The sequence below is a fragment of the Streptomyces sp. Ncost-T10-10d genome (assembly GCF_900091955.1).
In the GTDB taxonomy this organism is placed as follows: Bacteria; Actinomycetota; Actinomycetes; order Streptomycetales; family Streptomycetaceae; genus Streptomyces.
The window spans coordinates 40,017-64,837 of the sequence record NZ_FMDF01000030.1 but is presented as its reverse complement, the minus strand read 5'-3'; the positions used below and the strand labels follow the sequence as shown (position 1 = coordinate 64,837).

22 protein-coding genes, 1 pseudogene and 1 riboswitch are annotated in these 24,821 nt (G+C 69.8%); of the genes and pseudogenes, 18 read left to right on the top strand and 5 right to left on the bottom strand.

Going from position 1 to position 24,821, the window contains the following annotated elements; genetic code table 11:
• The first annotated feature begins 9 nt into the window (after positions 1-9).
• Entirely contained in the window at positions 10-1,272 is a 1,263-nt protein-coding gene (locus GA0115254_RS02610) for a L,D-transpeptidase (protein ID WP_093893639.1), read from the top strand.
• 57 nt (positions 1,273-1,329) lie between these two features.
• On the opposite strand, the gene GA0115254_RS02605 is transcribed toward GA0115254_RS02610, so the two are convergent.
• Complete coding sequence (locus tag GA0115254_RS02605) at positions 1,330-1,731, bottom strand: DNA-binding transcriptional response regulator (protein WP_093893622.1); 402 nt, start codon at positions 1,729-1,731, stop codon at positions 1,330-1,332.
• Between the two features lie 187 nt (positions 1,732-1,918).
• Between GA0115254_RS02605 and GA0115254_RS02600 the strand changes: the two genes are divergently transcribed.
• The 6 genes from GA0115254_RS02600 (at position 1,919) to GA0115254_RS02575 (ending at position 9,064) form a co-directional block, all read left to right on the top strand.
• Positions 1,919-2,539: an aa3-type cytochrome oxidase subunit III gene (locus GA0115254_RS02600; RefSeq protein WP_093893621.1), complete on the top strand. Its 621-nt coding sequence runs from the start codon at positions 1,919-1,921 to the stop codon at positions 2,537-2,539.
• Between the two features lie 62 nt (positions 2,540-2,601).
• On the top strand, positions 2,602-3,411 hold the full coding sequence (locus GA0115254_RS02595) for a cytochrome bc1 complex diheme cytochrome c subunit (protein WP_093893620.1): 810 nt from the start codon (positions 2,602-2,604) through the stop codon (positions 3,409-3,411).
• Complete coding sequence (locus GA0115254_RS02590) at positions 3,408-4,460, top strand: cytochrome bc1 complex Rieske iron-sulfur subunit (protein ID WP_093893619.1); 1,053 nt, start codon at positions 3,408-3,410, stop codon at positions 4,458-4,460. The genes GA0115254_RS02595 and GA0115254_RS02590 overlap by 4 nt, the downstream gene beginning before the upstream one ends.
• Positions 4,457-6,082, top strand: coding sequence for a cytochrome bc1 complex cytochrome b subunit (locus tag GA0115254_RS02585; protein WP_093893618.1), 1,626 nt, complete (start codon positions 4,457-4,459; stop codon positions 6,080-6,082). Before GA0115254_RS02590 ends, GA0115254_RS02585 begins: the two co-directional genes overlap by 4 nt.
• A gap of 125 nt (positions 6,083-6,207) precedes the next feature.
• A complete protein-coding gene (trpD, locus tag GA0115254_RS02580; RefSeq protein ID WP_093893617.1) occupies positions 6,208-7,272 on the top strand; it encodes an anthranilate phosphoribosyltransferase in 1,065 nt (354 codons plus the stop codon).
• 83 nt (positions 7,273-7,355) lie between these two features.
• Positions 7,356-7,473: riboswitch (SAM riboswitch) on the top strand.
• 175 nt (positions 7,474-7,648) lie between these two features.
• Positions 7,649-9,064 carry an aminotransferase class V-fold PLP-dependent enzyme gene (locus GA0115254_RS02575; RefSeq protein ID WP_093893616.1) on the top strand — a complete coding sequence of 472 codons (1,416 nt, stop codon included), beginning with the start codon at positions 7,649-7,651 and terminating at the stop codon, positions 9,062-9,064.
• Between the two features lie 82 nt (positions 9,065-9,146).
• Here the strand turns inward: GA0115254_RS02575 and GA0115254_RS02570 are convergent, their stop codons facing one another.
• Both GA0115254_RS02570 and GA0115254_RS02565 read right to left on the bottom strand, forming a co-directional pair.
• Positions 9,147-9,428, bottom strand: coding sequence for an Lrp/AsnC family transcriptional regulator (locus GA0115254_RS02570; RefSeq protein ID WP_093543818.1), 282 nt, complete (start codon positions 9,426-9,428; stop codon positions 9,147-9,149).
• Positions 9,425-10,176 (bottom strand): annotated as a pseudogene (locus GA0115254_RS02565) (rhomboid family intramembrane serine protease). Before GA0115254_RS02565 ends, GA0115254_RS02570 begins: the two are co-directional and overlap by 4 nt.
• A gap of 161 nt (positions 10,177-10,337) precedes the next feature.
• Here GA0115254_RS02565 and GA0115254_RS02560 point away from each other — a divergent pair.
• The 5 genes from GA0115254_RS02560 (at position 10,338) to GA0115254_RS02540 (ending at position 15,835) form a co-directional block, all read left to right on the top strand.
• The gene (locus GA0115254_RS02560; protein WP_093893615.1) at positions 10,338-10,580 is read left to right on the top strand and encodes a hypothetical protein; all 243 of its coding nucleotides are present in this window, start codon (positions 10,338-10,340) and stop codon (positions 10,578-10,580) included.
• 37 nt (positions 10,581-10,617) lie between these two features.
• Positions 10,618-11,979: an NYN domain-containing protein gene (locus GA0115254_RS02555; protein WP_176739948.1), complete on the top strand. Its 1,362-nt coding sequence runs from the start codon at positions 10,618-10,620 to the stop codon at positions 11,977-11,979.
• 284 nt (positions 11,980-12,263) lie between these two features.
• Positions 12,264-13,292, top strand: coding sequence for a C40 family peptidase (locus GA0115254_RS02550; protein WP_093893613.1), 1,029 nt, complete (start codon positions 12,264-12,266; stop codon positions 13,290-13,292).
• A gap of 237 nt (positions 13,293-13,529) precedes the next feature.
• Complete coding sequence (locus GA0115254_RS02545; protein ID WP_093893612.1) at positions 13,530-14,561, top strand: C40 family peptidase; 1,032 nt, start codon at positions 13,530-13,532, stop codon at positions 14,559-14,561.
• 17 nt (positions 14,562-14,578) lie between these two features.
• Positions 14,579-15,835 carry a hypothetical protein gene (locus GA0115254_RS02540; RefSeq protein WP_176739946.1) on the top strand — a complete coding sequence of 419 codons (1,257 nt, stop codon included), beginning with the start codon at positions 14,579-14,581 and terminating at the stop codon, positions 15,833-15,835.
• 11 nt (positions 15,836-15,846) lie between these two features.
• On the opposite strand, the gene GA0115254_RS02535 is transcribed toward GA0115254_RS02540, so the two are convergent.
• Positions 15,847-17,097 carry a glycosyltransferase family 87 protein gene (locus GA0115254_RS02535; protein ID WP_093893611.1) on the bottom strand — a complete coding sequence of 417 codons (1,251 nt, stop codon included), beginning with the start codon at positions 17,095-17,097 and terminating at the stop codon, positions 15,847-15,849.
• 110 nt (positions 17,098-17,207) lie between these two features.
• Between GA0115254_RS02535 and GA0115254_RS02530 the strand changes: the two genes are divergently transcribed.
• Positions 17,208-18,350 carry a glycosyltransferase family 4 protein gene (locus tag GA0115254_RS02530; RefSeq protein WP_093893610.1) on the top strand — a complete coding sequence of 381 codons (1,143 nt, stop codon included), beginning with the start codon at positions 17,208-17,210 and terminating at the stop codon, positions 18,348-18,350.
• Between the two features lie 92 nt (positions 18,351-18,442).
• Here the strand turns inward: GA0115254_RS02530 and GA0115254_RS02525 are convergent, their stop codons facing one another.
• Positions 18,443-20,239, bottom strand: coding sequence for an AMP-dependent synthetase/ligase (locus tag GA0115254_RS02525; protein WP_093893609.1), 1,797 nt, complete (start codon positions 20,237-20,239; stop codon positions 18,443-18,445).
• A gap of 281 nt (positions 20,240-20,520) precedes the next feature.
• On the opposite strand from GA0115254_RS02525, the gene GA0115254_RS02520 reads away from it, so the two are divergent.
• The 5 genes from GA0115254_RS02520 (at position 20,521) to GA0115254_RS02500 (ending at position 24,772) form a co-directional block, all read left to right on the top strand.
• Positions 20,521-21,327: a metallophosphoesterase family protein gene (locus GA0115254_RS02520; protein WP_093893637.1), complete on the top strand. Its 807-nt coding sequence runs from the start codon at positions 20,521-20,523 to the stop codon at positions 21,325-21,327.
• 107 nt (positions 21,328-21,434) lie between these two features.
• Positions 21,435-21,884 (top strand): SRPBCC family protein, encoded by a 450-nt coding sequence (locus GA0115254_RS02515; protein ID WP_093893608.1) that lies wholly within the window; start codon positions 21,435-21,437, stop codon positions 21,882-21,884.
• 4 nt (positions 21,885-21,888) lie between these two features.
• Complete coding sequence (locus GA0115254_RS02510; RefSeq protein ID WP_093893607.1) at positions 21,889-23,214, top strand: ArsA family ATPase; 1,326 nt, start codon at positions 21,889-21,891, stop codon at positions 23,212-23,214.
• 83 nt (positions 23,215-23,297) lie between these two features.
• Positions 23,298-23,756 carry a DUF5304 domain-containing protein gene (locus GA0115254_RS02505; RefSeq protein WP_093893606.1) on the top strand — a complete coding sequence of 153 codons (459 nt, stop codon included), beginning with the start codon at positions 23,298-23,300 and terminating at the stop codon, positions 23,754-23,756.
• Positions 23,757-23,830: 74 nt separating this feature from the next.
• A complete protein-coding gene (locus GA0115254_RS02500) occupies positions 23,831-24,772 on the top strand; it encodes an ROK family glucokinase (RefSeq protein ID WP_093893605.1) in 942 nt (313 codons plus the stop codon).
• The last annotated feature ends 49 nt before the right edge of the window (positions 24,773-24,821 follow it).

Below are 24,821 nucleotides of genomic sequence, written 5' to 3'. Positions count from 1 at the left end.
CGTGTGTTCATGAACCATGCGCCGCGCTTCCGCCCCGTAGTGAGCTGCACTCTGCTGGTCGTGACCCTGGTCGCAGGTGTGACCGCCTGCGGTGGGTCAAACGGCCATCCGCTCGCGGCGAAACCGTACGACGCGGCGGACGAGATCTCCTCCAACGTCCCCGAGGGCGACGAGAAGGCCGACTCCGACAAGCCGCTCGAAGTAACGGTCAACGACGACGACGACCGGATCACGGACGTGTCGGCCGTGGACGCGATCGGACGCCATCTGGCGGGCGAGCTCGACGCCGACGGGAAGCGCTGGCACTCCACCTCCCCGCTCGCCGCCGGCGCCCGTTACACGGTCCGGGTCAGCATGGAGGACGGCGACGGCGACCCGGGCAGCCGCACGCTCTCCTTCGAGACCGCCTCCGTCAAGGCCAAGAAGCTCCTGAAGGTCACCTTCGGCCCTCAGGCGGGCACCTACGGCGTCGGACAGCCCATTACCGCGGAACTCAGCGCTCCGGTCAGGGACAAGGCGTCCAGGGCCATCGTGGAGCGTGCCCTGCGGGTCCGCTCCTCGCCCGCCGTGACCGGCTCCTGGTACTGGGTCGACGACAAGATCCTGCACTACCGCCCCAAGGAGTACTGGCCCGCGAAGGCCACCATCGAGGTCACCAGCGGCCTGACGGGCATCAAGGTCACCGACACGCTGTACGGGGCCCCCGCGAAGGCGCTGAAGCTCACCACGGGCGACCGTGTCGAGGCCATCACCGACGCCGCGGCGCACACGATGACCGTCAAGCGCAACGGGAAAGTGATCAACACCATTCCGGTGACCACCGGCAAGCCCGGCTTCTCCACCCGAAATGGCGTCAAGGTCGTGCTGAGCAAGGAGTACTCCGTACGCATGCGCGGGGAGACCATCGGCATCTCGGAGAATTCCGACGACGGGTACGACCTGCTGGTCTACTACGCGACCCGTGTCACCTGGAGCGGCGAGTACGTGCACGCGGCCCCCTGGTCCACCGGTTCGCAGGGGTACGCGAACGTCAGCCACGGCTGTACGGGCATGAGCACCAGCCTGGCCGAGTGGTTCTTCAACACCGTGCGTACGGGCGACATCGTCCAGGTCGTCGGCAGTCAGGGCGAGATGATGACGCCGTTCGACAACGGCTACGGCGACTGGAACCTTTCCTGGGCCAAATGGCAGGAGGGCAGCGCTCTGCGGAAGAACGGCACCCCGGACCGCACGGACACGTACCAGGCGGCGCGACTGCGGCCCGAGGTCTGACCGGCCCGGGGAGTGCGCCGCCCCTCAGCGGGACTGCGGACAGAACCCCGGCAGGGCTCAGGCGCCCACGCAGTCCCTGCTGCGCAGCAGAGCGGCCAGGGCGTCCGCGAACTCGACCGGTTCGACCGGAAGCGTCACCGCGGCGTCCGCACGGCTCCAGGTGGCCAGCCAGGCGTCCTGCGGGCGCCCGATCAGCAGCAGTACGGGCGGGCAGTGGAAGATCTCGTCCTTGATCTGCCGGCAGACGCCCATGCCGCCCGCGGGTGCCGTCTCGCCGTCCAGCACACAGACATCGATGCCGCCGTTGTCCAGTGCGTCCAGGACGGCGGGCAGGGTGGCGCACTCGAGGAACTCCACCGGTGGCACATCGGCCGCGGGCCTGCGCCCGGCTGCCAGCCTCACCTGCTCACGGGTGTTGGCGTCGTCGCTGTAGACCAGGACCGTGGCGGTCGGCTGCATTGTTCCTCCGTGACATCTGTGTCTTCGGGGCTTTCCGGGCATGAACCGATGCGCGGATCGTACTCCGCCCGATGGGCTGTCAGCACCGCCCGGGACAGCGGATTCATGGGCCGTTCGGGGAGGGCACACCCTGTTGACACACCGAACGGCACCCCCCGGAGTGAGGGCGGGATAAGGGACCGACATAATGTCGGTCGTGGCGACAGCAACGACAGTAGAAACCGGGCACGCGCACCCGTCGGTCAATCGACCGAACCTCACCAGCGTCGGAACCATCATCTGGTTGAGTTCCGAGCTGATGTTCTTCGCGGCCCTCTTCGCGATGTACTTCACCCTGCGATCGGTGATGGGACCGGACCACTGGAAGGAAATGGCTTCGGCCCTGAACTTCCCGTTCTCGGCGACGAACACCACGATCCTGGTGCTCTCCTCACTCACCTGCCAGCTCGGCGTCTTCGCCGCGGAGCGGGGCGACGTGAAGAAGCTCCGCACCTGGTTCGTGATCACTTTCGTGATGGGTGCGATCTTCATCGGAGGCCAGGTCTTCGAGTACACCGAGCTGGTGAAGAAGGACGGCCTCTCGCTGTCCTCCGACCCGTACGGCTCGGTGTTCTACCTGACGACCGGCTTCCACGGGCTGCACGTGACAGGCGGTCTCATCGCCTTCCTGCTCGTTCTGGGCAGGACATACGCAGCCAAGAGGTTCACCCACGAACAGGCGACCGCTGCCATCGTCGTGTCCTATTACTGGCACTTCGTCGATGTCGTGTGGATCGGCCTCTTCGCCACGATCTACATGATCAAGTAACCGGGCTCGAACCCGAACCACATCCAGCATCGACGCAGAAGATCCTGACACCGGGGTAATCCGTGAAAAAGCTCTCCGCACGACGACGCCATCCGTTGGCGGCGGTCGTCGTACTACTCCTCGCGCTGGCGGCTACTGGGGGGCTGTACGCCGCGTTTGCGCCCGCGAGTAAGGCGCAGGCCGACGACACCGCCCAGTCCCTCGCCATCGATGAGGGCAAGAAGCTGTACTCCGTCGGTTGCGCCAGCTGCCACGGAACCGGCGGTCAGGGCACCACCGACGGGCCGAGCCTGGTCGGCGTGGGCTCCGCCGCCGTGGACTTCCAGGTCGGTACGGGCCGTATGCCGGCGCAGCAGCCGGGTGCCCAGGTACCGAAGAAGAAGGTCATCTACAGCCAGGCCGAGATCGACCAGCTCGCGGCGTACGTCGCGTCGCTCGGCGCCGGCCCGATCGTTCCGACCAAGAACCAGGTCAGCCCTGACGGTGCGGACATCGCCAAGGGTGGCGACCTGTTCCGTACCAACTGCGCACAGTGCCACAACTTCACCGGTGAGGGTGGTGCGCTGACGAACGGCAAGTACGCGCCCAGCCTCGAAGGCGTGGACCCGAAGCACATCTACGAGGCCATGCAGACCGGCCCGCAGAGCATGCCGTCCTTCCCGGACACGACGATGCCCGAGCAGCAGAAGCGGGACATCATCGCGTACATCAAGACCGTGAACAGCGCCCAGTCGGAGAACCCGGGTGGTCTCAAGCTGGGCGGCCTGGGGCCGGTCAGCGAGGGCTTGTTCGCCTGGATCTTCGGGCTCGGCGCACTGATCGCAGTTGCCATTTGGGTCGCGGCCCACACCGCTAAGGCCAAGAAGTCATGAGTAGCCAAGAGATTCCAGACGAGAACCTGCCCGCTGAGCAGGGCACCGCGCACGGCGCGGTAGAGGTCGCGGACGACCCGTTCGCCGACCCGGGGCTGCCGGCCCACAAGCCGCGCATCCAGGACATCGACGAACGGGCCGCGAAGCGCTCCGAGCGCGCCGTGGCGTTCATGTTCACGCTGTCCATGCTGGCGACGATCGGCTTCATCGCCTCGTACGTCATCTTCCCGGTCGACAAGATCGTGTACATCTGGCCCTTCGGCCATGTGAGCGCGCTCAACTTCTCCCTGGGTCTGACCCTGGGCGTGGCCCTCTTCGCGATCGGAGCCGGGGCCGTCCACTGGGCGCGCACCCTGATGTCCGACGTGGAGGTCGCCGACGACCGGCACGCCATCGAGGCCGAGCCCGAGGTCAAGGCGAAGGTCCTCGCGGACTTCGCGGCGGGTGCCGAGGAGTCCGCGTTCGGCCGGCGCAAGCTGATCCGCAACACCCTGTTCGGCGCGCTGGCCCTGGTGCCGCTCTCCGGTGTGGTGCTGCTGCGCGACCTCGGACCGCTGCCGGAGAAGAAGCTCCGCAACACGCTGTGGGCCAAGGGCAAGCAGCTCATCAACATGAACACGATGGAGCCGCTGCGTCCCGAGGACGTCGCCGTCGGTTCGCTGACCTTCGCCATGCCCGAGGGCCTGAAGGAGGACGCGGAGGACTTCCAGAACCAGATCGCCAAGGCCGCGCTGATGATCATCCGCATCGAGCCGAAGAACATCAAGGACAAGCGCGAGCGCGAGTGGGCCCACGAGGGCATCGTGGCCTTCTCCAAGATCTGCACCCACGTCGGCTGCCCGATCAGCCTGTACGAGCAGCAGACGCACCACGTGCTCTGCCCGTGCCACCAGTCCACCTTCGACCTCTCCGACGGCGCCCGCGTCATCTTCGGTCCGGCCGGTCACGCCCTTCCGCAGCTGCGGATCGGTGTGAACAGCGAGGGCAACCTCGAGGCGCTCGGTGACTTCGAAGAGCCCGTCGGTCCTGCATTCTGGGAGCGCGGATGAGTACTGCGACCGACACAAAGCGCAAGGCGCCCGCCGGTGAGCGGGTGGCCGACTGGGCGGACGGCCGGCTCGGGATCTACTCCCTGGCCAAGGCCAACATGCGCAAGATCTTCCCGGACCACTGGTCCTTCATGCTCGGTGAGATCGCCCTCTACAGCTTCATCATCATCATCCTCACGGGTGTGTATCTGACGCTGTTCTTCCACCCGAGCATGAACGAAGTCGTGTACCACGGCTCGTACGAGCCGATGCAGGGCATCCGGATGTCCGAGGCCTACGCCTCGACGCTGGACATCAGCTTCGACGTCCGCGGTGGTCTGCTGGTCCGGCAGATCCACCACTGGGCCGCGCTGATCTTCCTGGCCGGCATGTTCGTGCACATGATGCGTGTCTTCTTCACGGGTGCGTTCCGCAAGCCGCGTGAGATCAACTGGCTGTTCGGCTTCCTGCTGTTCGTGCTGGGTATGTTCACCGGCTTCACCGGCTACTCGCTGCCGGACGACCTGCTCTCCGGTACGGGTGTCCGCTTCACCCAGGGCGCGATCCTGTCGATGCCGATCGTCGGCACGTACATCTCGATGTTCCTGTTCGGCGGAGAGTTCCCCGGTCACGACTTCGTCGCCCGGTTCTACTCGATCCACATCCTGCTGCTGCCGGGCATCATGCTCGGCCTGCTGGTGGCGCACCTGATCCTGGTCTTCTACCACAAGCACACGCAGTTCGCGGGTCCCGGCCGCACCAACAAGAACGTCGTCGGCATGCCGCTGCTGCCGGTGTACATGGCGAAGGCCGGCGGTTTCTTCTTCCTGGTCTTCGGCATCATCGCCGTCATCGCGGCCATCGCCTCGATCAACCCGATCTGGGCCATCGGCCCGTACCGCCCGGACCAGGTGTCCACCGGCGCCCAGCCCGACTGGTACATGGGCTTCGCCGAGGGTCTGATCCGAGTGATGCCGGGCTGGGAGATCAACCTCTGGGGTCACACGCTGGTCCTGGGTGTGTTCATCCCGCTGATGGCCTTCGGACTGGTACTCGCGATCATCGCGGTCTACCCGTTCGTCGAGTCCTGGGTCACCGGGGACAAGCGCGAGCACCACATCCTGGACCGCCCGCGCAACGCCCCGACCCGGACGGCCTTCGGTGTCGCCTGGATCACCGAGTACGTCATCGTCTTCATCGGCGGTGGCAACGACCTGTGGGCCACGCACTTCCACCTGTCGCTGAACGCCATCTCCTGGTTCGTCCGGATCTTCATCTTCGTGGGCCCGGTCATCGCGTTCATCGCCACCAGGCGGATCTGCCTCGGCCTCCAGCGCCGCGACAAGGAGAAGGTGCTGCACGGGCGCGAGTCCGGCATCATCAAGCGCCTGCCGCACGGTGAGTTCGTCGAGATCCACGAGCCGCTCGGCCCCGAGCAGCTGCACACGCTCACCGCGCACGAGCAGTACGAGCCGGTCGAGATCGGCCCGACGGTCGACGAGAACGGTGTCGAGCGCAAGGTACCCGCACTGCAGAAGCTGCGGGCCAGGCTCAGCAAGGGCTACTACGGCGAGGACAACCAGATCGCCAAGCCCACCGTCGAGGAGTACAAGGAGATCACCAGCGGCCACGGTCACCACTGATCGCCTGAACTGATCGCCACAGCAGGAGCCCCGTCCATCCGATGGACGGGGCTCTTCGCTGTCCGTGGCGCTCGATAGGGTGGGGTCAACCCCTTTTATCGGCTATGGACCCTCAGGAGCGGACCATGAACGTTGTGACCCCGGTCGGCGGCGACAGCGTGGCGGACCGTTCCTGGCCCGGCGTGCTGAACCCGCTGCTGCGCGGCGAGAGCCTGACCTCGGACGACACCGCATGGGCGATGGACCGCATCATGAGAGGTGAGGCGACCGATGTGCAGATCGCCGGTTTCGCGGTGGCCCTGCGCGCCAAGGGCGAGACGGTCGACGAGGTGTCCGGCCTGGTGCGCGCGATGTACGAGCACGCCAACACGATCCACGTACCCGGTCGCACGGTCGACATCGTCGGCACCGGTGGCGATCTCGCCAAGACGGTCAACATTTCCACGATGTCGGCGATCGTCATCGCGGGTACCGGCGCCAAGGTCGTCAAGCACGGCAACCGCGCCTCCTCGTCGGCGAGCGGTTCCTCCGATGTGCTGGAGAAGCTCGGCGTCAATCTGGAGCTCAGCGCGCAGCGGGTCGTCGAGGTCGCCGAGGAGGCGGGCATCACCTTCTGTTTCGCGGTGAAGTTCCACCCCGCCCTGCGGTACGTGGCCAGGGCCCGCAGGGAACTCGGCGCCCCGACCACGTTCAACATCCTCGGGCCGCTCACCAACCCGGCCAAGGTGCGCTCCCAGGCCATCGGCGTCGCCGACCTGCGGATGGCGCCCATCGTCGCCGGTGTACTCGCCGAGCGCGGCAATTCGGCGCTGGTCTTCCGCGGCGACGACGGCCTGGACGAGCTGACGACCACTGCGACCTCGCGGGTCTGGGTGGTCCGGGACGGATCGGTGCGCGAGGAGGCGTTCGACCCGCGTGACGTCGGTCTGGAGCTGGTGCCGGTACAGGCGCTGCGCGGCGCCGACGCCTCGTACAACGCGGATGTGGCCCGCCGGGTGCTGGCCGGCGAGCGAGGCCCCGTACGGGAGGCCGTGCTGCTCAACTCGGCAGCGGCACTGGTCGCGCTGGACCCGACGGACGGCACGCTGAACGAGCAGCTCGCCGCAGGGATCGCGAAGGCCGCCGAGTCCATCGACTCGGGGGCGGCCCGGCAGGCGCTGGAGCGCTGGGTGACGGTCAGCAACGCCTGACCGGACGGGATGTGACGCAGGGCGCGGTCCAGATCTTGGACCGCGCCTTGCGCGTTGACGCACGTATGGCAAGATGCTGGGCAGGTCATGAGTGACAGCGACTACGGCCCCGGCCCGCTGTCCGGCAACCCTCCGTCCGTGGCGGGGTGCCCCGGGTGAAGACCAGGCCGTAGGCAGCGAGGTCTGCGGCAAGCGCGGGCCCCTCGGCATCTGTGAATGCCAGCCCCCGGGGTCCTGGTCCCTAGGGAGTCTCTTGTGAGCAAGCGAATGCGATAGGGCTTGTCGGCCCTCCTCCGCACACCCATTTTCGCTTTCCGCTGCGCTGCCGCGTACCCGCCGGCGCATGCAATTCGCCTGCCTGTTACGGGAGTTCGCCATGTCTGTCTTCACCGCTGCCGCCGACCAGTCGCTTTGTGCCCCTCTGCCGGTTCTGGGTAAGGATGTAACGGTTCCACTGGTCACAGGTGGTGAAGTCACGTACGCCGCTCTCGACTACGCCGCCAGCGCCCCGGCCCTGCAGCGCGTCTGGGACGACGTCGCCGCGTACGCCCCGTACTACGGCAGTGTCCACCGCGGCGCCGGGTACCTCTCGCAGCTCTCCACGGACCTCTTCGAGAACAGCCGCGCGACCGTCGCGGAGTTCCTCGGCTGCCGCGCCGACGACCAGGTGATCTTCACCCGCTCGACGACCGACTCCCTCAACCTGCTGGCCGCCGTCGTCCCCGCCGACTGCCAGGTCTTCGTGTACGAGACCGAGCACCACGCCTCGCTGCTGCCGTGGCGCGACGCCCGGGTGACCTATCTGAACGCCCCGCGCACCCCGGCGCAGGCCGTCGAGACGTTGGAGCGCGCGCTCGCCGACCGTGACCCTTCCCCAAGCTCTCAACTCCGTTCGGGCAGGGGAGGCCCCATCGGCCCCGCGCTGGTCTGCGTCACCGGCGCCTCCAACGTCACCGGCGAACTGTGGCCGGTCAAGGAACTGGCGGCCGCCGCGCACGCGCACGGTGCCCGGATCGTGCTGGACGCCGCGCAGCTCGCCCCGCACCACCCCGTCGACATCGCAGAGCTGGACGTCGACTGGGTCGCCTTCTCCGGACACAAGCTGTACGCGCCGTTCGGCTCGGGTGTGCTCGCTGGCCGGGCCGACTGGCTGCAGGACGCCGAGCCGTACCTGGCCGGCGGCGGAGCCTCGCGCAAGGTCGCCCGCCGCACGGATGGCGGTGTGGACGTCGAGTGGCATTCCACCGCCGCCCGCCACGAGGCCGGTTCCCCCAACGTCATCGGCGTGTACTCGATCGCCTCCGCCTGCAAGGCGCTGACCGAGGCGGGCTTCGACAACCTGGTCGCCCGGGAGCAGCACCTCGTCACCGCGGTCCGGGCCGGGCTCGCCGCCGTTCCCGAGGTCAAGGTGCTCTCGCTGTTCGGCGACGACGCCCCGCGGGTCGGCGTCATCTCCTTCGTGGTGGAGGGCTGGAACAGCTCGCACTTCGCGGCCGCGCTCTCCGCCGAGTACGGCATCGGGGTCCGCGACGGACTGTTCTGCGCCCACCCGCTGGTCCGCACCCTGCTGGGCAGCGACCCGCAGGAGGTCGGCGAGTGCGGCGCGCCCGAGGCCGAGCCGGGCGAGCTCTCGCTCAACGCGATCCGGGTGAGTTTCGGCGCCGGTACGCCGGACGAGCACATCGAGCGATTCGTGCGCGCGGTCAAGGAACTGGTGAGCAGGGGCGCGCAGTGGAAGTACCGCACCGAGGACGGCCGCTGTGTCCCGGACCGGGGCGCGGCGCAGCTCTGACGGGCGCGCAGCACTGCGGCGGGGGACGGGCTCGGTCGAGCCCGTCCCCCGCCGCAGTGCTACGCCGTAATAAGGGGCGTACCTACGCGTCGAGGCCGATGGCGAAGGCGGCCTCCAGGTCGTGCTGCGAGTACGTACGGAAGGCCACATGCGTATCGGTGGCCTCGACGCCGGGGATCTTGCTGATCCGGCCGGGGATGACGTCCGCCAGATCGTCGTGCTTGGCCACCCGGACCATGGCGATCAGGTCGTACGTACCGGTGACGGAGAAGACCTCGCTGACGCTGTCCAGCGCTGCGATGGCCTCGGCGATCTCGGGAATCCGGTCCACGCTGGTTTTGATGAGCACGATCGCGGTGATCACGGCTGACTTTCTCCCTCGGTGGCCGTGGCTGGAGCCTTCACTCTATCCGTACGCCGGTAACGCCCCCAGGCGTAGAGGAAGCCGAGGGCGAAGCCGACCACATGGGCCAGATAAGCCACGCCGGGGCCCCGCTGCCCGCGCCCTGGACCGCCAGCCACTGCAGGACGAACCAGAAGATCAGCACGATCCAGGCAGGGAAGCGCAGCGGCAGGAAGAAGAGGAACGGGAACAGGCTGGTGACCCGGGCCCTGGGGAACAGATAGAGGAACGCCCCCAGCACCGCCGAGATCGCCCCCGACGCACCGACGAGCGTCTGGTCGGACGAGGCGTGCGCGGCCGCATAGCCGACCAGTGCGAGATAGCCGCAGCCCAGATAGAAGAAGGTGAACTCCACATGGCCCATGCGTTCCTCGGCCATCGCCCCGAACACGTACAGGAAGAGCATGTTGCCGAGCAGATGCAGCCAGCTGCCGTGCACGAAGAGGGCGGTCAGCGGGGTGAGCAGGGCGCGTGCGGAGCCGTCCCACAGCTCGCTCGGGATCACGCCCCAGCGTTCGAAATACCCGGCCTGGGCGGCGAGCAGGGTGTCGGCGGTGCCGTAGGGCGGGTTGAAGCCGGAGAGCGGACTGATCAGGAAGACCAGACAGCACAGGGCGATCAGGGCATAGGTCACCGGCGGTCCGCCCGAGGTGACCGTCCGTAGGAGTCCGCTGGTTAATCTGGCGCCCGCAGCCCGCCGATCGATCATGAACAGAGCATGACGCAAGTGGAGGGAACGGGACAGACCGCCTCGCCGTGTCGGGGGGACGTGGCTAGGCCGTAGGGTTACGGCAGGACATCCGCAGTTCGACGGCGCACCGCGAGATCCTTGAAGCAGGCGGCACGAGGCTCGACGAAAGAGGACGCACGATGACGACGGTTCCCCAACCGACCGACGGGACCCGCTGGCGCTGCACGCTCTGCGGAAATCTCACACGGTTCGACGTGACGCGTTCCTCCAAGGTCATCGAATACGTCCATCTCGACCTGGCCGGGGAATCCACCGTCGAGGAGCGCGAGGTGGTCAGTGAGACCATCGAGTCGGTGCGCTGCCGGTGGTGCAATGCGGTGGATCAGATCGAACTGGTGGACAGGCCGGGTGCCGACTCCTGACGGGGCCGTGCGGACAGACAATTTGGGGTGACGGATGGTGGAGCAGCCCGCTAGCGGCGCCGAGTCGGCCGAGGCGGCCGACGACGCCGTCGAGGCGCTCGACCGCCCGCTGCCCGAAGGTGTACGGCGACGGGTCGTCGCGCTGGTCTCGGACGCGTTCGGCGGCCTGACGGTCACCGAACTGCCGACCCAGCTGAGACAGTACGCCCGCTTCACTCCGACCCGGCGCGCCAAGTTCGCCGGGAACGCGATGGCGGCCGCGCTGGAGGGCGACGCACTGTTCCGGCAGCGCATCGGCGAACGGCTCAAGGAGGAGCAGCCGGAGCTGGCGGCCGCGCTGGAGGCCGGTTCGCCGCCCGCAGCCGCCGACCCCGTCGATGTGGCCGCCGCGGCCTATGTGCTGCGCCCGGCCGGCTGGGTGAAGCTGGTCACCTCCGCCGGCGAGGAGGCTCAGCGGGCCGGTGCCGAGCGCGCCGACGAGGAGAGCCGCCGCGAGCTGGAACGGCTGCGCGAGGAACTCGCCCAGGCCCGCTCCCAGACGAAGAGCGAGACCGAACGGCTCCGCGGCGAGCTGGACGCGGCCCGCAAGGAAGCCGAATCCCTTCAGCGCAAACTGCGCAGTGTCACCAACGAGGTCAAGCGCGGCGAGGCCGCGCTGCGCCGCAGCCGGGCCGAGACCGACGCCGTACGGTCCGAGGCGGCTGCCCAGGTCTCCGCGGCCGAGAGCGAGTCCCGTAGGCTCAAGGCGCGGCTCGGTGAGGCGGAGGCGTCCGTCGAGGCGGGCCGCAGGGCCGCCAGGGAGGGCCGCTCGGTCGAGGACATGCGGTTGCGACTGCTGCTGGACACGGTGCTCGACGCGGCCCGCGGGCTCCGTCGCGAACTGGCCCTGCCGCCCTCCTCGATCCGCCCCGCGGACAGTGCCGACGCGGTGGAGCCCGGCAGGATGTCGCCCAAGGACATTGCCGCCAGGGCTCTTTCGGAGACCGATCCGGCCCTGCTCGACCAGCTGCTCGCGCTGCCGCAGGCGCATCTGATCGTCGACGGCTACAACGTCACCAAGACCGGCTATCCGCAGCTGCCGCTGGAGAAGCAGCGATTGAGGCTGCTGGGCGGCCTCGCGGTGCTCGCGGCACAGACCGGCGCCGAGATGACCTGTGTCTTCGACGGGGCCGAACTGGCCGCCCCGGTGCTGCTCGCACCGCCGCGCGGGGTGCGGGTGCTGTTCAGCAAGCCGGGTGTGACCGCTGATGAACTCATCCGTCAGCTGGCGCGCGCCGAACCGCCGGGCCGGCCCGTCGTGGTGGTCTCCACCGACCGCGAAGTCGCCGACGGAGTGGCGAAGGCGGGCGCCAGGCCCGTTGCGTCCGTCTTGCTCCTGAAGCGCCTTTCGCGCGTCTAGTGACACTTGCCGGGTCTCGGCGGAAATCAGGGAACGGACCGTCAAGTCGCCGCTACCCCCTGTGTGTCGTGGGTAAAGAAGTGCAGTCTGTGACGAGATTTTTCTTGTGAGGATTTGAACTGATCACAAGTTGGTCACTAGGGTCGGGCCTCGAACCTTCGCACGGTTGATCACCCATCCGGGGTGGCAGCGAAGGCGCCGCCGAGTCCGTGACATGCACGGAGCCGGGGATCGAGTCCCCCCACAGCCCGGTAGGCGGCTCAAGGAAGAAGGAGCTCGCCTTCGTGGGGTCCCACCGCCGTCCCAAGCAGCCGAGCCGCGCCCGTGTGACCGTGCTCACCGCGACCGCCGCCGCAGCCGTCGCGCTGACCTCCCAGGCGGCCCACGCCGACCCGAAGCCCTCCAAGGGTGAAGTCCGGGAAGAGGTCGAGAAGCTCAGCCACGATGCCGGCGACGCCAACGAGAAGTACTACGGCGCCAAGGAGAAGCAGCAGAAGCTGGAGAAGGAAGTCGGCGCGCTGCAGGACAAGGTGGCCCGCGGTCAGCAGGAGCTCAACAACCTGCGCAACGGCCTCGGTTCGCTCGCGGCGGCGCAGTACCGCTCCGGCGGCATCGACCCGTCGGTGCAGCTCTTCCTCTCGTCCAACCCGGACACCTTCCTCGACGAGGCCTCGGCCCTCGACCAGTTGACGGCCAAGCAGACCGAGACCCTGGGCAAGATCCAGGAGAAGCAGCGGGTCCTCGCGCAGGAGCGCAAGGAGGCCCAGGACAAGCTCGGTGACCTCGCGGACGTACGCAAGACGCTCGGCGAGAAGAAGAAGGACCTCCAGACCAAGCTGGCCAAGGCGCAGCAACTGCTCAACTCGATGACCGCCGCCGAGCGTGCGAAGATGCGCGAGGACCAGCAGCGCGCCAGCCGCTCCGCGGGCGACCGGGTCGAACTGGGCAACGAGCTCCCCGCCTCCGCCTGGGGCGCCGCCGCTCTGAACGCCGCCAAGACCCAGGTGGGCAAGCCGTACGGCCGCGGCGGCACCGGCCCCGGCTCCTTCGACTGCTCCGGGCTGACCCAGTGGGCCTACGCCCAGGCCAACGTCCAGATCTCCCGGGTCACTTACACCCAGGTCAACGACGGAGTCCACATCGGGCGCAGCGCGCTGAAGCCGGGCGACCTGGTCTTCTTCAACAACACCGCGCACGTGGGCCTCTACGCGGGCAACAACACCGTCCTGCACGCCCCGTACCCGGGCACGGTCGTGCGCTACGAGTCGATGAACACCATCGGCAGCTTCCAGTTCGGCGTGCGCGTCGGCTGACGACGCCCGAACGGGCGAATTCCCGCGCCCGCGCAGACAGTCCGCCCCGCCGGAGACCACAGGTCACCGGCGGGGCGTCGCCGTTTCTGCCGCCCTGTCGCCCGGCGCGGTCGTTGGTCGCTCCGTAACCGTCCGACTACTGTCTGCCTGCCGTGCAGCTCCCGGTCGTCGGTCCGCCCGCCCCGGGCGGCAGGGGCTGCGCACATCTGCGTACAGCGGAAGGGAGTGCGGCGTCCTGTGGTGTCCCATCGCCGTTCCACACAGCCCGGCCTCAACGTGAGCGTCCGGGCCACCGTTCTGTCGGCCGCGGCGGCGACCGCGGCCGCCACCCTCGGGGCGGCCACCGCGAACGCCGACCCGCAGGACACGCCCCGGACCGCCAAGGCCCGGGTCGACCGGCTGTACAGCGAGGCGGAGCGGGCCACCGAGCAGTACAACAAGGCCGGTGAGAACGCCGACCGGCTGCGCGGCGAGCTGAAGCGGACCCAGGACCGGGCGGCCCGCGACCAGGAACGCCTCAACCGGATGCGTACGGCGCTCGGTTCGGTGGCGAGCGCGCAGTACCGCTCGGGCGGCCTCGATCCCTCGCTCGCTCTGCTGCTCTCCTCCGATCCGGACACCTACCTCGACCGGGCGGCCAGCCTGGACCGCCTGACCGAGCATCAGGCCGCCGAGCTGCGGCAGCTCCAGCAGGCTCAGCGCTCTCTCGCACAGACCCGCGCGGAGGCCGCCCGGGCGCTGGCCGATCTGGAGCGCAACAGGGCGGCCGTCACCCGCCACAGACGGACCGTCGAGCGCAAGATCGCCCGGGCCAAGCAGCTGCTGGACGCGCTGCCCAGCGCCGACAGGGCGGACTTCGAGCGGTCCTCGCGCTCCGGCCGCGACGACGCGTTCCCGGCCATGGCCGATCTGCCGGCCGGCTCCGCACGGGCCGCCGCAGCCGTCATGGCGGTCCGGGAGGCGCTGGGCCGCCCGTACATCTGGGGGGCCAGCGGACCCGCCGGATTCGACTGTTCCGGGCTGATGCAGTGGGCGTACGCCCGGGCCGGGGTCAGCCTGCCGCGCACCTCGCAGGCCCAGCGGTACGCGGGACACATGGTGCCGCTCTCCGAGGCCCGCCCCGGCGATCTGGTCGTCTACCGCGCGGACGCCGGCCACATCGGTATGTACGTCGGCAACGGCCAGGTGATCCACGCCCCCTACCCGGGCGCCCCGGTGCGCTACGACCCCGTCGGCATGATGCCCGTCTCCTCGGTCACCCGCATCTGACCCGTACTCTCGATCGGGTGGCTGACAGTCGGCGGACCGCGCGACGGGGACGTGACCGAGGACGGCGCACGGCGGGAGTGCTGCTCGCCGGGCTGCTGTCCGCCTCCGCCTGCGCGGCCCCCGACGACGGCGCCGCCCCGGACTCCACCGCCCGCGGCATCCGCGCCACCCTGGACCGCCGCGCGGCCGCCGTGCTGGAACACGACACGGACGCCTATCTGGCCGCCATAGACCCGCGGGCCACCGGGTTGCGCACGGCCCAGCGCCGGGAACTGGACAACCTCGCGGACGTACCGCTGAGCTCATGGACGTACCGGCTGACGGGCGTGACCGGACAGGGCACCGACCGGGCGACCGCGGACATACAGCTGCGCTACCGGATCAAGGGCTACGACGCCGCCCCGGTCGCCGCGGACCGGGTGCTCGATCTGAGACGGGACAGCGCGGAGGACCGCTGGTACATCGTCGGCGACCGGGCGGGCAAGGACGGCGGCCGGCAGCTCTGGCAGCAGGGCGATGTCCAGGTGGTGAGCGGAAAGCACAGCCTCGTCCTCGGGGTCGGCCGCACCGGGCAGGAGCTGCACCGGATCGCCCGGGCGGCGGACCGCGCGGTGCCCGCCGTCTCGGACGCCTGGCCGGAACGCTGGGCAGGCCGCGTGCTGGTGCTCGTACCGCACACCGTGGGGGACATGGCGGATCTGCTGGGGTCACCGGCGGCGAACTACCGGGGCATCGCGGCCGTCACCACCGGGCGGACCGGCGGTCCGGACCGGGCGCCCGCGGACCGGGTGATCGTCAACCCGCAGGCGTACGGCATGCTCGGCACCTTCGGGCAGCGGATCGTCCTCAGCCACGAGATCACCCATGTCGCCACCCGCACCCGCACCTCCGCCGCCACCCCGACCTGGCTCTCCGAAGGCTTCGCCGACTGGGCGGCCTACCGAGCCGAGAACCGTACCGCGGCACAGGCCGCGCCCGAACTGGCCGGCGCCGTCCTGCGCGGCGATCCGCCCGCCGAGCTCCCCACGGACGAGGACTTCGGCTTCGCGGGAGACCCCGCGCGCCTGGCAAGGGCGTACGAGGGCGCCTGGCTGGCCTGCGAGCTGATCGCCGACCACTGGGGCGAGGAGAAGCTGTTCGCCTTCTACCGCGCCGTCGGAGGGCACTCGGGGCGGGACGGGGCGGTGGAGCAGGCCATGCAGGAGGTGCTGTCCACGACCCCGCAGGACTTCACCGCACGCTGGCGGGAGTATCTGGGCTCCCGGCTCGGTTGAGCGGGACGCGTTCAGGAGCCGGCCGGCTCGGCCTCCCGGCCGACGCCGGACCGGGCGGCCGGCGGCCGCACGCCCTCGCGCGTCCCCCCGGACACCGTCTGCCGCCACAGCCGGCGGCAGGCGATCAGCGTCGCCGCGACCAGCAGGCCGTTGCGCAGGAACATCAGCGTCACGCCCGTCGCGTCGCTGGTCACCACATGGACGAACCCGAGCGGGAACTCCAGCTGAGTGATGCCCGTGGCGAGCAGTACCAGAACGGCCGGCAGCCCCATCCGGCTGTCGCGGAAGACCAGGCAGACCGCCGCCAGGCCGACCAGCCACAGCATGTACTGGGGGCTGATCACCCGGCTCGTCGTCGTGAACAGCAGCACCGCCGTGAACGCCGCGTCGGCCGGGGTGTTCACCCGGAAGTCGCAGGCCCTCAGCCGCCACACCAGCAGCCAGCCGAAGGCCACGACGGACAGGCCGAGAGCGAGCGTGCTCACCAGCGGCACATGCGGACCCAGGAACTCCAGCGAGCCGTAGTGCAGCTCCACCCGGCCCTGCCAGCCGAACTGCCGCCACACATGGAAGACCAGCGCCCCCAGCGACTCGACCTCGGTGCCCCGGTCGCGCTGGAAGCCGAGAAAGGCCAGCGCACCGGGCATCGCCACGGTGCAGACCACCAGCAGCCCGGCCGCCGCCACCGCCGCGGCCGTCCACGCCCGGCGCGTCTGCGGCCCACGCGCCGTACCGGCCAGGATCAGCACCGGCCACACCTTCAGCAGCGCACCCACGGCGGCGAGCACCCCCAGCACCCGCGGATGCCGTATCCCCGCGAGCAGCGCCGCCACCGCCACCGCCGCCACCATCACGTCGTAGCGGGCGTACGCGGTCGTACCGAGGAGCGGCACCCCCGCCACCCACACCCAGGCGCCCGCCGTCCACCGCCCGGTCCGGCGGCCCGCGTACAGCAGCAGCCCCAGCACCAGCCCGTCGCACAGGAACGCGAGGACGAAGAAGGCCGAGGCGTAGTCCAGGAACGGCAGCAGGGCGGGGGAGAGGATGGCGAGCGCGGCGAGGGGCGGGTACTGCCAGGTGACGTCGGACTGCGGGTACGTACCGGTCTTCAGGACCTCGGACCAGCCGTGGTAGATCACCGAGACATCACTGGTCACGTCCGGTCCGGGCAGCGTGATCACCTTCGTGACGCAGAGCAGCAGCGCGACCCTGGTGAGGGCCCACACCGCGACAGCCGGCCGCGCGCCGGTCGATCCCGTCATGGACGCCTCATCCGTTTCGTCAGTGGGTGCTCGGTGGGTACGACGAGCCATGATGCCTGCCCGGCCTGTGCGAGAGCCATCGGCCCGGCCGCCCGGTACTGTCGGCCGGGATGGACAAGACCCTGATCGTGACCAACGACTTCCCGCCCCGCCCCGGCGGCATCCAGGCATTCCTGCACAACATGGCACTGCGCCTGGACCCCGGACAGATCGTCGTATACGCCTCCACCTGGAAGCGCAGCCCCGAAGGCATCGCGGCCACCGCGGCCTTCGACGCCGAGCAGCCGTTCACCGTCGTCCGAGACCGTACGACGATGCTGCTGCCGACCCCGCGGGTCACCCGGCGCGCGGTGCAGCTGCTGCGCGTACACGGCTGCACATCCGTCTGGTTCGGCGCCGCGGCCCCGCTCGGACTGATGGCTCCGGCGCTGCGCAGGGCCGGTGCCCGCCGCCTGGTCGCCACCACGCACGGGCACGAGGCGGGCTGGGCCCAGCTGCCCGCGGCCCGGCAGCTGCTGGGAAGGATCGGGGAAAGCACGGACGCGATCACCTACCTGGGGGAGTACACCCGCTCCCGGATCGCCACGGCACTCAGCCCCGAGGCGGCGGACCGCATGGTTCAACTGCCGCCCGGCGTCGACGAGAAGACCTTCCACCCGGACTCCGGCGGGGACCTGATCAGGGCCCGGCTCGGGCTCTCGGACCGGCCCGTGGTCGTCTGCGTGTCACGGCTAGTGCCGCGCAAGGGCCAGGACACGCTGATCCTCGCGATGCCCGCGATCCTGGCGCAGGTGCCGGACGCGGTGCTGTTGATCGTCGGCGGTGGACCGTACGCCAAGGAGCTGAAGCGACTGGCCGAGGAGACGGGGGTCGGCGACTCGGTGCGCTTCACCGGGCCGGTGCCATGGGACGAACTGCCTGCCCACTGCGGCGCGGGCGACGTCTTCGCCATGCCGTGCCGGACCCGTCGCGGCGGCCTCGACGTGGAGGGCCTCGGCATCGTCTTCCTGGAGGCGTCCGCGACCGGACTGCCGGTGGTGGCGGGCGACTCGGGCGGCGCGCCGGACGCCGTGCTCGACGGCGAGACCGGGTGGGTGGTGCGCGGCGGCTCGGTGGAGGAGTCGGCCGACCGGATCGTCACCCTGCTCCGTGACCCGGAGCTGCGGCAGCGGATGGGGGAGCGGGGGCGGGCCTGGGTCGAGGAGAAGTGGCGCTGGGACCTGCTGGCCGACAGGCTCCGTGCGCTGCTCTGACGCCACGTGACGCGGTACGCCGAGGAGGCCCGCGCGCGTACGCGAGAGGGGGTCCGCACATGCCGTGCGGGCCCCCTCTCACGTGCTTCGGGTCAGCTCCGGTAGATCGACTCGACCTCGTCCGCGAAGTCCTTCGCCACCACGTTCCGCTTCAGCTTCAGCGACGGTGTGATGTGCCCCGCCTCCTCGGTGAACTGGGACGCCAGGATGCGGAACTTGCGTACCGACTCCGCCTTGGACACCGCGGCGTTCCCGTCGTCCACCGCCCGCTGCACCTCGGCCAGCAGCTCCGGGTCCTCACGCAGCGACACGGCCGTCGAGCCGGTCGGCTTGCCGTGCTCCTCGGCCCAGCGGCCCAGGAACTCCTCGTCCAGGGTGATCAGCGCGCCCACGAACGGCCGCCCGTCGCCGACCACCATGCACTCGGCGACCAGGGCGTGCCCGCGGATGCGGTCCTCGATCACCGCGGGAGCGACGTTCTTGCCGCCCGCCGTGACGATGATCTCCTTCTTGCGTCCGGTGATCGCGAGATAGCCGTCCTCGTCGAGCGTGCCGATGTCGCCCGTGTGGAACCAGCCGTCGGCCAGCGCCTCGGCCGACGCCACCTCGTTGTTCCAGTAGCCGGTGAACAGGTGCTCGCCGTGCAGCAGCACCTCGCCGTCGTCGGCGATCCGGACGACCGAGCCGGGCAGCGGCTGGCCGACCGTACCGATCTTCTGCCGGTCCCACGGATTGAACGCGGTGGCCGCGCACGTCTCGGTGAGGCCATAGCCCTCAAGCACCGTGAAGCCGATACCGCGGTAGAAGTGGCCGAGCCGCTCGCCCAGCGGTGCGCCGCCGGAGATCGCGTACTCGCCGCGTCCGCCGAGGACGGCCCGCAGCTTGCTGTAGACCAGCCGGTCGAAGATCTTGTGCTTGAACTTCAGGCCCATGGAGGGGCCCTGAGGGGTTCCCAGCGCGCGGCTGTACGCGATCGCCGTGTTCGCGGCCTTGTCGAAGATCCTGCCCTTGCCGTCGGCCTGTGCCCTGGCGCGCGCCGAGTTGTAGACCTTCTCGAAGACCCGCGGCACACCGAGGATCAACGTCGGCCGGAATGAGGCCAGTTCATCGGTGAGATTCTTGATGTCCGGTACGCAGCCGAGCTTGATCGGGGCCATCACCGAGGCCACCTCGACCAGCCGTCCGAAGACATGCGCGGCGGGCAGGAAGAGCAGCACCGAACACTCGCCGGTACGGAAGAGGGGCTTCAGCCGCTCCACCACATTGCCGCACTCCGCGAAGAAGCTGCGGTGCGTGAGCACGCAGCCCTTGGGGCGGCCGGTGGTGCCCGAGGTGTAGACGATGGTGGCCGGGTCGTCCGCCTTGGCGCTAGCCATCCGCAGGTCCAGGGTCTCGTCCGAGACGTCCTCGCCGATCGCCGACAGCCCGCGGACCGCGTCGTCCTCGATCTGCCAGATGCCCTTCAGGGCGGGCAGATCCGCCTGGACCGAGACCACGGAGGCCTGGTGCGCCTCCGACTCCGCGATGCACAAGGTGGCACCGGAGTCACCGAGGATCCACTGGATCTGCTCGGGCGAGCTGGTCTCGTACACCGGGACGGTGACCGCGCCCGCGCTCCAGATCGCGAAGTCGAGCAGGACCCACTCGTAGCGCGTACGGGAGAGCAGCGCCACCCGGTCGCCCGCTTCGATGCCCGCAGCGATCAGGCCCTTGGCGACGGCTCTGACCTCGGCCAGGAACTGTGTGGCGTCGACATCGGTCCACACTCCAGCCACTTTGCGGCTCATCACCGCAACATCGGGATGCTGAGCGGCATTGCGGCGGATGAGATCCGTCAGGTTGCCGTCCGAGGGGACCTCGTACAGGGCCGGAAGGCTGAACTCGCGCAAGACTGCTGCTCCTCATCGGGCTCCGGTGCCACGGCTCTGTGTGACGCACCGGCTGCGGTCCAAGATTGGCGGGTGCTCAGTGGGGGTGAGCACGACTGGACTGCCCGGACGTTACCCACCAGTACTCGGTTCCCGATAGGGGGTTCCGGCCAGATGTCTCATGCGTCACACAGAACCGTGATCCTTGCGCGCACAGTAGTCCACCGTGGTTACCCCCCGGAGGTCGTCGCAGGTCCGGCGGCCTCTACCCAGGTGGACAGCGGAGTTCTAGGGTGATCGTCATGCCAGCCGGACCGAACAGCCGAGAAACCTCGACCGCACGGCGCACGCGCGTTCACGTGGTCAGTGACGTGCACGGCAGCACCGAGGCCCTGGCCCGCGCCGGGGACGGCGCCGACGCGCTGGTCTGCCTTGGTGACCTGGTGCTCTTCCTCGACTATGCCGACCACTCGCGCGGCATCTTCCCCGATCTGTTCGGCGTGGAGAACGCCGACCGGATCGTCGAACTGCGCACCGCTCGCCGCTACGAGGAGGCGCGGGAGTTCGGCCGCGGCCTGTGGGCGGGCATGGACCGCAACGCCGCGATCGTCTCGGCGGTGCGCAAGCAGTACGCCGAACTCTTCGCCGCCTTCCCCACCCCGACGTACGCCACCTACGGCAACGTCGACATCCCCGATCTGTGGCCCGAGTACGCGCGCCCGGGCACCACCGTCCTCGACGGCGACCGCGTCGAGATCGGCGGCCGCGTGTTCGGTTTCGTCGGCGGCGGCCTGAAGACCCCTATGAACACCCCGTACGAGATCAGCGACGAGGAGTACGCCGCCAAGATCGAGGCCGTCGGCCCGGTCGACGTGCTCTGCACCCACATTCCCCCCGATGTGCCGGAGCTGACGTACGACACGGTGGCGCGCCGCTTCGAACGCGGCAGCCGGGCCCTGCTCGACGCCATCCGCAGGACCCGCCCCCGTTACGCACTGTTCGGCCATGTCCACCAGCCCCTGGTCCGCCGGATGCGGATCGGCACCACCGAATGCGTGAACGTCGGCCACTTCGCGTCCACCGGCAGGCCCTGGGCCCTGGAATGGTGACCGCACCGGCGCCGGACCCTGGAACGAGGCGCCGCGCACACGCGATAGCCTTCTGACGGCAGGCCTCTGCCGACGCACCGGTACACCGCACTGGAGGAGCCACGGCGATGGCTGAACACACCAGCTCGAGCATCACGATCGAGGCGGCGCCGGCCGACGTCATGGGAGTGATCGCCGACTTCGCCCGCTATCCGGAGTGGACCGGCGAGGTCAAGGAGGCCGAGGTCCTCTCCTTGGACGACCAGGGCCGCGCCGAGAAGGTCCGTCTCGTCCTCGACGCCGGAGCGATCAAGGACGACCACACCCTCGCGTACACCTGGATCGGCGACTACGAGGTCAGCTGGACCCTCGTCAAGTCCCAGATGCTGCGCGCCATCGACGGCTCCTACGCGCTGGCCCCGCTCGGCGACGGCGACCGCACCGAGGTCACCTACCGGCTGACCGTCGACGTCAAGATCCCGATGCTCGGCATGATCAAGCGCAAGGCCGAGAAGGTCATCATCGACCGAGCCCTGGCCGGCCTGAAGAAGCGCGTCGAGTCCGTCCCGAAGGCCTGACCCGGTGCGTACGGTCCTCGTCACCGGTCCCGGCGGCGCCGGCCGTACCACCCTCGCGGCGGCGACCGCGCTGGCCGCGGCCCGTCGCGGGCGCCGCACCCTGCTGCTCTCCGCCGACGCCATACCCGGCTTTCCAGAAGGCACAGAACCCACCGAGGTCACGGACGGTCTGTGGTCCGCCCGCATCGACTCCGGCGAACACTTCCGCAGCGAACTGCTCACCCTCCAGGATCAGGCGTCCGGCGTGCTCGACCTGCTCGGCGGGAACCGGCTGGACGGCGAGGAACTCACCGAACTCCCCGGCAGCGCCCAGCTCGCCCTCCTGCACGCCCTGCGCCGCGCCGCCCGGGGCGACTGGTCGCCGGGCGGCTACGAAGTCCTCGTCGTCGACCTTCCGCCGCTGCGCGAAGCGCTCGCCGTACTCGCCCTGCCCGAACAGCTGCGCCGCTATCTGCGCCGACTGCTGCCCCGGGAACGCCAGGCCGCACGCGCCCTTCGCCCGATGCTCGCCCAGCTCGCCGGCGTACCCATGCCCGCCCAGTGGCTGTACGAGGCCGCCGCCCGCAGGGACGCCGAGCTGGCCGCCGTCCAGGCACTGATCGATGACCGCAACACCACGCTGCGGCTGGTCGCCGAACCCGGCCCCGCCGCCGAGGACGCCCTGCGCACCGCCCGCACCGGACTCGCCCTGCACGGACTGCGCGTCGACACCCTCGCGGTGAACCGGGTACTGCCCAGGCACTCCGGCGACCCCTGGTTCGCGGCCCTCGCCGCGCAGCAGGAGAAGACCATCGACCACTGGTACGAGGAATGGGTGCCCTCGGCGGCCCTGTGCGAAGTGCCCCACCTCGGCCGCGATCCCCGGGGCCTGGACGACCTCGCCCTCCTCGACACCGGAGCCGGCTGCACCGTCTTCGAGGAGGCGGGCACCGGCGGCGGCCTCTTCGAGGGCGACGGACTCGCCGCGGAACTGGACGACCGGGGCCCCGGCCGGGCCGACGACCCCTGGTGGATCGAGGACCCGAACGCCCCGGACGGCCTCGACGAGCTGCGGTCGCTGCTGCCCGGCAGCCGGATCGTGACCGCCGCGCCGCCCGGCGAGGGCGACTCCGTTCTGGTCTGGTGCCTGCCCCTGCCCGGCGCCGTCAAGTCGGACCTCCAGTTGGTGCGCCGCGGCGACGAACTGCTCCTCACCGTGGGCCCGTTCCACCGGATCGTCCCTCTGGAATCCGGGCTGCGCCGTTGCACCGTCTCCGGCGCCGCCCTCACCGACGGGGTGCTCCGGGTCCGGTTCACGCCGGACCCCGGTCTGTGGCCCCGGACGAGCTGAACACCACATCACGGTTCGGGTAACGTCGGTAGTACGCGCCCCGTATGCCGGGCCGCCGGCAAACCACGTCGCAGGAGTCCGCCATGAGCGAAGCCACCGATCGTCCCGTCGACGACGACGCGTGGGCGAAGGCCTGCGCCGAGGACCTCGAAGCGGAGAAAGCCCGCCGTCGCGCCCAGCAGGGCCCGCCGCCCGGCTCCGCAGCCGAGGAACTGCGCAAGCTGGTCGACGCCGTGGCCGACAAGGTCTCGTCCCTCCGGTCGCCGCTGTTCGGCGCGGCGGCCCAGGGCACCGTGCAGCAGATCATCAAGCAGGCCAAGTCCGCCGTCGAGCCCGTCATCGAACGCAATCCGGACGTCTTCGACCACATTGCCGCGGCCGGCAACGAACTCCTCGCCGCCTACCGCTCCGCCGTGGAAGGCCAGGAACGCCGCTGGACCCAGGGCGCCGGGGCCCCCACGGGCACCGAGAAGAAGGCCGACAACCCCACCGACCCGCGCGACGAGGGCCCCGCAACGGGCGAACACATCGATCTGGACTGACCGGCACCGATGGGTAGGGTCCCCGGCTCGGGTACCGTTGGCCACAGCGGGGCTCGACCGAAACTGAGGGATTCATGGGACTCACCATCGGCGTCGATATCGGCGGCACGAAGATCGCAGCTGGAGTGGTCGACGAAGAGGGACAGATCCTCTCGATGTTCAAGGTGCCGACCCCGCCGACGGCTGAAGGCATTGTCGACGCGATCGCGGCGGCCGTGTCCGGTGCGAGCGAGGGCCACCAGATCGACGCCGTCGGCATCGGCGCCGCCGGATATGTCGACGACAAGCGCGCCACCGTGCTGTTCGCGCCGAACATCAACTGGCGGCACGAGCCGCTGAAGGACAAGGTCGAACAGCGCGTCGGCCTTCCGGTCGTCGTCGAGAACGACGCCAACGCCGCCGCCTGGGGCGAATACCGCTTCGGCGCCGGACAGGGCCACGACGACGTCATCTGCATCACGCTCGGCACCGGTCTCGGTGGCGGCATCATCATCGGCAACAAGCTGCGACGCGGACGCTTCGGTGTGGCCGCCGAATTCGGCCACATCCGGGTTGTCCCGGACGGGCTGCTCTGCGGCTGCGGCAGCCAGGGATGCTGGGAGCAGTACGCCTCCGGGCGTGCGCTCGTCCGCTACGCGAAGCAGCGCGCCAACGCCACCCCTTCGAGCGCCACTGTCCTGCTCAGCCTCGGCGACGGCACGGTGGACGGCATCGAGGGCAAGCACATCAGCCAGGCCGCCCGGCAGGGCGACCCGGTGGCGATCGACTCGTTCCGCGAGCTGGCCCGCTGGGCCGGCGCCGGACTCGCCGACCTGGCCTCGCTCTTCGACCCGTCCGCGTTCATCGTCGGCGGCGGCGTGTCGGACGAGGGCGAACTCGTCCTCGACCCGATCCGCAAGTCGTTCCGGCGCTGGCTGATCGGCGGCGAATGGCGTCCGCACGCCCAGGTGCTCGCGGCCCAACTGGGCGGCAAGGCAGGCCTGGTGGGCGCGGCTGACCTGGCCCGCCAGGGCTGAACCACCCGGAACCGGACAGAATCGGACGCCCGTCGCGCCCCCGTGGGGT